Consider the following 5,389-nt stretch of genomic DNA (forward strand, 5'->3'; position numbering starts at 1 on the left):
CGGCCGCGGCCCGCGAGGCGGCCGCGGCCCGGGAGCGGCGACGCCGCCGGATGATCGTGCTGGCCTCGGTGGTCGGCGTCATCATCATCGCCGCCGTCGTCGGGATCCTCGTCCAGAACTCCCGCCAGGACTCCAAGCCCGTGGTGATCCCGGCGAACGCGACCGGGCCGGACAACGGGATCGTCGTCGGCCAGGCGAACGCCCCGGTCACGGTGGAGTTCTACGAGGACTTCCAGTGCCCGGTGTGCAAGCAGTTCGAGACGACGACCGGTCCGACCGTCCAGTCACTCATCGACGACGGGAAGATCAAGGCCGTTTACCACATGATGTCGTTCATCGGGCCCGACTCGGTGCGCGCCGCGAACGCGGGCGCGGCGGCGGCGCAGGCCGGCAAGTTCAAGGATTACCACGACCTGCTCTTCGCCAACCAGGGTGAGGAGAACTCCGGCGCCTTCACGAACGACAGGCTGGTCGAGCTCGGCTCGAAGGCCGGGCTCACGTCGCCGGAGTTCACCACCGCGGTGCGTTCCGGCACCTACGACGGCTATGTCGCCCAGGTCGAGGACAACGCGTCCAAGCGCGGCGTGACCGGCACACCCACCGTCAAGGTCAACGGCAAGACGCTCACCAACGACCAGCTCGTCCCCGACGCCTTCACGGCGGCCGTCAACGCCGCCGGTTAGGGCGCGCGCCGAGGCCGAAGCCGGGGGCCGTGCCGGCGGCCTGGGCGCCGCCGGCACGATCACGCCCGCCCCAGGTCAGGGGTCTGGAACGCGTCCCGGGCGGTTGCGGGATGCTGTCCCGGGCGCCAGTGGCGGCGGCCAAGAAGACTCCAGGGAGTCACATGACCGTGTCCAAGCTCGACGTGCGCACCGATGACGGTGTGATGGATGTCTACCTGCACCTCCCGCCGGGCCACCCGGCCGAGGATGGCGAGCCGCTGCCGACCGTGATCATGTATCCGGACGCCTTCGGCGTGCGGCCGGTGACGCAGGACATGGCCGACCGGCTCGCCGCGCTCGGCTACGCCGTCGTGCTGCCGAACGTCTTCTACCGGACCCCGGACGCCGGCCCGTTCGACGGAGCGACGGCCTTCTCCGACCCGGAGGTCCGGGCTCGCCTGTTCGGCGTCATGCAGAAGGCGAACACGACCGCGGTGATGGGCGACACCGGCGCGCTGCTGACGGCGCTCGACGACGTGCCGGCCGCCAGCGCCGACAAGGTCGGCACCACCGGTTACTGCATGGGCGGCCGGCTCGCGTTCGCCGCGGCCGGCGCGCACCCGGACCGGGTCGCCGCCACCGCGTCGTTCCACGGCGGCCGGCTCGCCGTCGAGGACGACCCGGAGAGCCCGCACAAGCGGGCCGCCGAGGTGCGTGCCCGGCTCTACTTCGGCGTCGCCGACAACGACGGCTCCTGCACCCCCGAGGACCAGGCCCGCCTCTCGGCGGCGCTCGACGCGGCGAAGGTCGACTACCGGCTGGAGGTCTACACCGGCGCGATGCACGGCTTCGCGGTGAAGGACCTCCCCGTGTACGACGAGGCCGCGGCCGAACGTCACTGGGAGCGCACCGCGGAGCTGTTCGACACGACTCTCAAGGCCCCGGCCGCCTGAGGACGGGGAGGCGGGGGCGCGGTGCGGGGGCGCACGGTGCGCCCCCGCCTCAGACCTCGGCGAGGCCGAGGTCGCGGATCAGCTTGGCGACGTGGCCGGTCGCCTTGACGTTGTACAGCGCCTTCTCGATCTTGCCGTCGGCGTCGACGACGAACGTCGAGCGGATCACGCCGACGGTCTTCTTCCCGTACAGCGTCTTCTCGCCATACGCGCCGTAGGCGCCGAGCACGGCCCGATCCGGGTCGGACAGCAGCGGGAACGTCAGGCCCTCGTTGTCACGGAACCTGACCAGCTTCGCCGGCTTGTCCGGGGAGATCCCGAGCACGTCGAGGCCGGCGTCGTTCAGCTGGGCCAGGCTGTCCCGGAAGTCGCAGGCCTGCTTGGTGCAGCCGGGAGTGCTGGCGGCCGGGTAGAAGTAGATGATCACCCGCCGGCCGCGGAAGGACGCCAGCGACACCTGGTTGCCGTCGGCGTCGGAGAGCGTGAAGTCGGGAGCCACGTCGCCGACGCTGAGCCGGGCGCCGCCCGAGTTCTCGGTCATGGCCGCAACCTAGCCCCGCCGCGCCGAACCCGGCAAACCGCCACCTGTGGCCTGCCGGCACCGGCGGCGTGCCCGGCCCGCCGTCGTCCCGGGCACGCGGGCGGCCACCGCCATCCGGACGCTGGTGCGCGAAGCGCCCGAACCTGTCGGAGGCGACCGCGATGATGCTGGCATGACGTGGACCGCGCCGAACATCACCCGGATGGACGAGCCGATCTCCGGAGGTGAGCGCGAGCAGCTCGAGGCCTGGCTCGACTACCACCGCCAGACGTTGCTGCTCAAGTGCGCCGGCCTGACCGTCGACCAGCTGCGGGAGCGCGCCGTGCCGCCGTCGACGCTGTCGCTGCTGGGCCTCGTCCGGCACATGGCCGAGGTGGAGCGCGGCTGGTTTCGCATCCGGTTCGCCGGCGAGGGCCTGACGTCCTACTGGATCACGGACGACAACCAGGACGCGGAGTTCGACGACGTCGACACCGCTGACCCCCAGGAGGCCTTCGACGCCTTCGAGGAGGAGGTGACGAGGGCGCGGGCGGCCGCGGCCGGCCGCTCGCTGGACGACACGTTCCTGCACCGGGGCACCACCTTCACCCTCCGCTGGGTGTACCTCCACATGATCGAGGAGTACGCCCGTCACAACGGCCACGCCGACCTGCTGCGGGAGCGCATCGACGGCGCCACCGGAGACTGAGCCCGACCAGGCGCCGAGATGGCCGCGGGCGCCGAGGTGGCCGCGGGCGCGGCGTCAGCCGGCGTGGAGGAGACCGCGGACGAAGGCGGCCTGGCCGGCGTGCTGGAGGTCGTCGGCGATGACGCTGACGAGGCGGACGCCGAGCGTCACCGGCGGGTCCCACCTGGTGTCGACGACCCGGTCCAGATCGGGGTCGGCGAGGGTGGCGACGAAACGCAGGGTCGCGTCGTGGACCGCGTCGTAGTAGCCCGTGAGCAGCGCCGGATCGCCGACCCTGACGCTCGCGACCTGGGCCGTGGTGTGCCCGTAGCCATGGGACTCCGGCGGGAGCGGCAGGCCAAACCGGCCGTACCAGCCCGCCGACGTCCAGACCTGCTCCGAGCCGGCGACGTCCGCGACATGGTCGTCCTGCACCCGGGCAAGGTGCCACACCAACCAGGCGATGGAGTTCGCCTGTCCACCCAGCCGGTGGTTGGCCTGGTCGGCGGACAGCCCGTCCACCGCGTCGTGGACGGCTTCTCTGACCCGCCCGAACCCGTCCGCGAGTACATCAGCGCTGCTGGCCATCGCGAGCCCTTCCGCCGTCTGGGACCCTCTCCCGTAGCGTCCCAGGCCACGGCCGCGACGACCACCGTTCGACGCCACCGGCCGCGAGGCGCGGCCCCCTCACCACCGCCGCCTACGACGCCGACCGTCAGATCTCGGATGCGTAGGCCTCAGCCCAGCTATTGATCTTCGCGATGTAGGACTTGGTCTCGGCGAAGTCGGGGACGCCGCCGGCGGTTCGGACGGCGGTCGGGCCCGCGTTGTACGCCGCGAGCACCAGCGAGATCTCGTCGCCCGGCAGGTCGCGGACGAGCTCCGAGAGATGCTGTTCGTAGTGGGCGGCGGACGGGATGGCGTCGAGCGGGTTGAGCGGGTCGGCGACGCCGTCACCGTCGCCGTCCAGGCCGAACTCGGCCCAGGTCCGCGGCAGGAACTGCATCATGCCGACCGCGCCGGCCCGGGAGACCACCGACGAGTCGAACCGGCTCTCCACCCGGGCCTGCGCCGCGAGCTGAGCGGCCGAGAGCAGGCCGTACGTCGCCGCGGCCTCCCGGAACACCGGCACCAGGTCGGCCGGGATCAGGCCATCGGTCTTCATCGGCAGCAGCTGCGAGCACCCGCCGAGCAGGCCGGCGAGCGCGCCGACGAGGCCCGCCACGAGAACCGTGGCACGGGTCAGACTGGGCGCGGGCATCGGCTCATTGTCGCCGCGCGCCCGCCGCCTTGTCCGGCATCCCCTCTCAGCCGGTCGCTCCCCGGTTTCGGGGTATGCGCGGCGGTGCGTCCTGCGGGCGCGCCCGCAGACGCCGGCAGGACCGCGCGGCGCCGTGGCCGCGCGCGCGAGGGACCGCGAGCCCACGTGAGGCATGCTGGTCGCCGTGACTCCGCCTCCGGCCGAACCCGCGTCCGCGCACGGCCCGACCCCTCGGCAGACCGCCCAGGAGACCCGCCAGCAGACCTCCCAGCAGACCTCCCCGATCACAACCTCCCAGATCGGCTTCGCCAATCCGGCAGGGACCCCGTTCGCCGATCCGGCGGGGACCCCGGGCGTCGCCGATCCGGCGGGAACCCCGGGCGTCGCCGATCCGGCGGGAGCTCCGGCGGCCAGAGGAGGCGGTTCGCCGGCCGACCCGCCGCCAGGGCGGCCCGGCGTGCCGGCGCAGGCGGCGCCGGGGCCAGCGGACCGGTCCGGCGGCGGCCGCGCCGAGGCAGACCCGGGCGCGGGCGCGAACGACGCGGTCATCCGGCGCATCGAACGGGCGAGCGGGCTGCTGGCGAACAAGGCGGTCGCCAGGATGGCCGAGCTGCTGCCCTGGTACCCGGGGATGTCGGCCCGGCACCGCGCCGACATCCAGCTCGTGGTGCAGGCGGGCATCGCCTCGTTCGTCGAGTGGTGCCGGCGTCCCGAGCACGCCCGCGACCTGTCCAGCGACGTGTTCCGGGTGGCGCCGCGCGAGCTGGTCCGGGCCGTCACCTTCCGCCGGCTCGTCGACCTGGTCCGGGTGGCCGTCGAGACGATCGAGGCCGAGGTCCCGAACATCGTCGAGCCGGAGCATGAGCAGCGCGTGCTGGCCGACGTGCTGCGCTACTCCCGTGACATCGCGTTCGCCGGGGCGGTCGTCTACGCCCGGGTCGCCGAGGAGCGCGGCGCCTGGGACGCCCGGCTGGAGGCACTCGTCGTCGACCACGTCGTGCGTGGCGACCAGGACAGGGCGCTGTCGTCGCGGGCGGCGGCGGTCGGCTGGCGTAACCCGCCCGCGGTGACCGTCGTCGTCGGCGCCGCGCCGCCGCAGTCGCCGGAGGCGGTCGTCGACGAGGTGCACCGACTCGCCCGCGCGGCGGGCCTGGAGGTGTTGACCGGCGTCCACAACCAGCGGCTCGTGATGATCGTCGGCGGCCGGTTCCGGCTGAGCGACACCGGTGGCGACGCGGTGCCCGGCGGGACGGCCGGGGCACCCGCGGACATGCCTCCCGCCCAGGCCGGCGCGCCCGCGGCCAG

The 5,389-nt window shown here is 73.4% G+C and carries 6 protein-coding genes and 1 pseudogene; 4 read left to right on the forward strand and 3 right to left on the reverse strand.

Going from position 1 to position 5,389, the window contains the following annotated elements; genetic code table 11:
* A partial coding sequence (locus FRCN3DRAFT_RS48990) for a DsbA family protein (protein ID WP_007520436.1) occupies positions 1-683 on the forward strand: 683 nt, incomplete at its 5' end.
* A gap of 161 nt (positions 684-844) precedes the next feature.
* Positions 845-1,615 carry a dienelactone hydrolase family protein gene (locus tag FRCN3DRAFT_RS0241725; RefSeq protein ID WP_035931273.1) on the forward strand — a complete coding sequence of 257 codons (771 nt, stop codon included), beginning with the start codon at positions 845-847 and terminating at the stop codon, positions 1,613-1,615.
* Positions 1,616-1,664: 49 nt separating this feature from the next.
* On the opposite strand, the gene bcp is transcribed toward FRCN3DRAFT_RS0241725, so the two are convergent.
* The gene (bcp, locus tag FRCN3DRAFT_RS0241730; RefSeq protein ID WP_007520438.1) at positions 1,665-2,156 is read right to left on the reverse strand and encodes a thioredoxin-dependent thiol peroxidase; all 492 of its coding nucleotides are present in this window, start codon (positions 2,154-2,156) and stop codon (positions 1,665-1,667) included.
* 172 nt (positions 2,157-2,328) lie between these two features.
* Between bcp and FRCN3DRAFT_RS0241735 the strand changes: the two genes are divergently transcribed.
* Complete coding sequence (locus tag FRCN3DRAFT_RS0241735; RefSeq protein WP_007520439.1) at positions 2,329-2,844, forward strand: DinB family protein; 516 nt, start codon at positions 2,329-2,331, stop codon at positions 2,842-2,844.
* Between the two features lie 54 nt (positions 2,845-2,898).
* On the opposite strand, the gene FRCN3DRAFT_RS0241740 is transcribed toward FRCN3DRAFT_RS0241735, so the two are convergent.
* Positions 2,899-3,411 (reverse strand): mycothiol transferase, encoded by a 513-nt coding sequence (locus tag FRCN3DRAFT_RS0241740; RefSeq protein ID WP_007520441.1) that lies wholly within the window; start codon positions 3,409-3,411, stop codon positions 2,899-2,901.
* A gap of 127 nt (positions 3,412-3,538) precedes the next feature.
* The gene (locus tag FRCN3DRAFT_RS0241745) at positions 3,539-4,084 is read right to left on the reverse strand and encodes a lytic transglycosylase domain-containing protein (RefSeq protein ID WP_007520442.1); all 546 of its coding nucleotides are present in this window, start codon (positions 4,082-4,084) and stop codon (positions 3,539-3,541) included.
* 184 nt (positions 4,085-4,268) lie between these two features.
* Between FRCN3DRAFT_RS0241745 and FRCN3DRAFT_RS48995 the strand changes: the two are divergent.
* A pseudogene (locus tag FRCN3DRAFT_RS48995) lies at positions 4,269-5,389 on the forward strand (PucR family transcriptional regulator); the annotation flags it as partial.

It is taken from the genome of Pseudofrankia saprophytica (assembly GCF_000235425.2).
GTDB lineage: Bacteria > Actinomycetota > Actinomycetes > Frankiales > Frankiaceae > Pseudofrankia > Pseudofrankia saprophytica.

Excerpts from the sequence above, each read along its gene's own strand:
- FRCN3DRAFT_RS0241725 (WP_035931273.1), top strand. The coding sequence starts at position 845 with ATGACCGTGTCCAAGCTCGACGTGCGCACCGATGACGGTGTGATGGAT.
- bcp (WP_007520438.1), bottom strand. The coding sequence starts at position 2,156 with ATGACCGAGAACTCGGGCGGCGCCCGGCTCAGCGTCGGCGACGTGGCT.
- FRCN3DRAFT_RS0241735 (WP_007520439.1), top strand. The coding sequence starts at position 2,329 with ATGACGTGGACCGCGCCGAACATCACCCGGATGGACGAGCCGATCTCC.
- FRCN3DRAFT_RS0241740 (WP_007520441.1), bottom strand. The coding sequence starts at position 3,411 with ATGGCCAGCAGCGCTGATGTACTCGCGGACGGGTTCGGGCGGGTCAGA.
- FRCN3DRAFT_RS0241745 (WP_007520442.1), bottom strand. The coding sequence starts at position 4,084 with ATGCCCGCGCCCAGTCTGACCCGTGCCACGGTTCTCGTGGCGGGCCTC.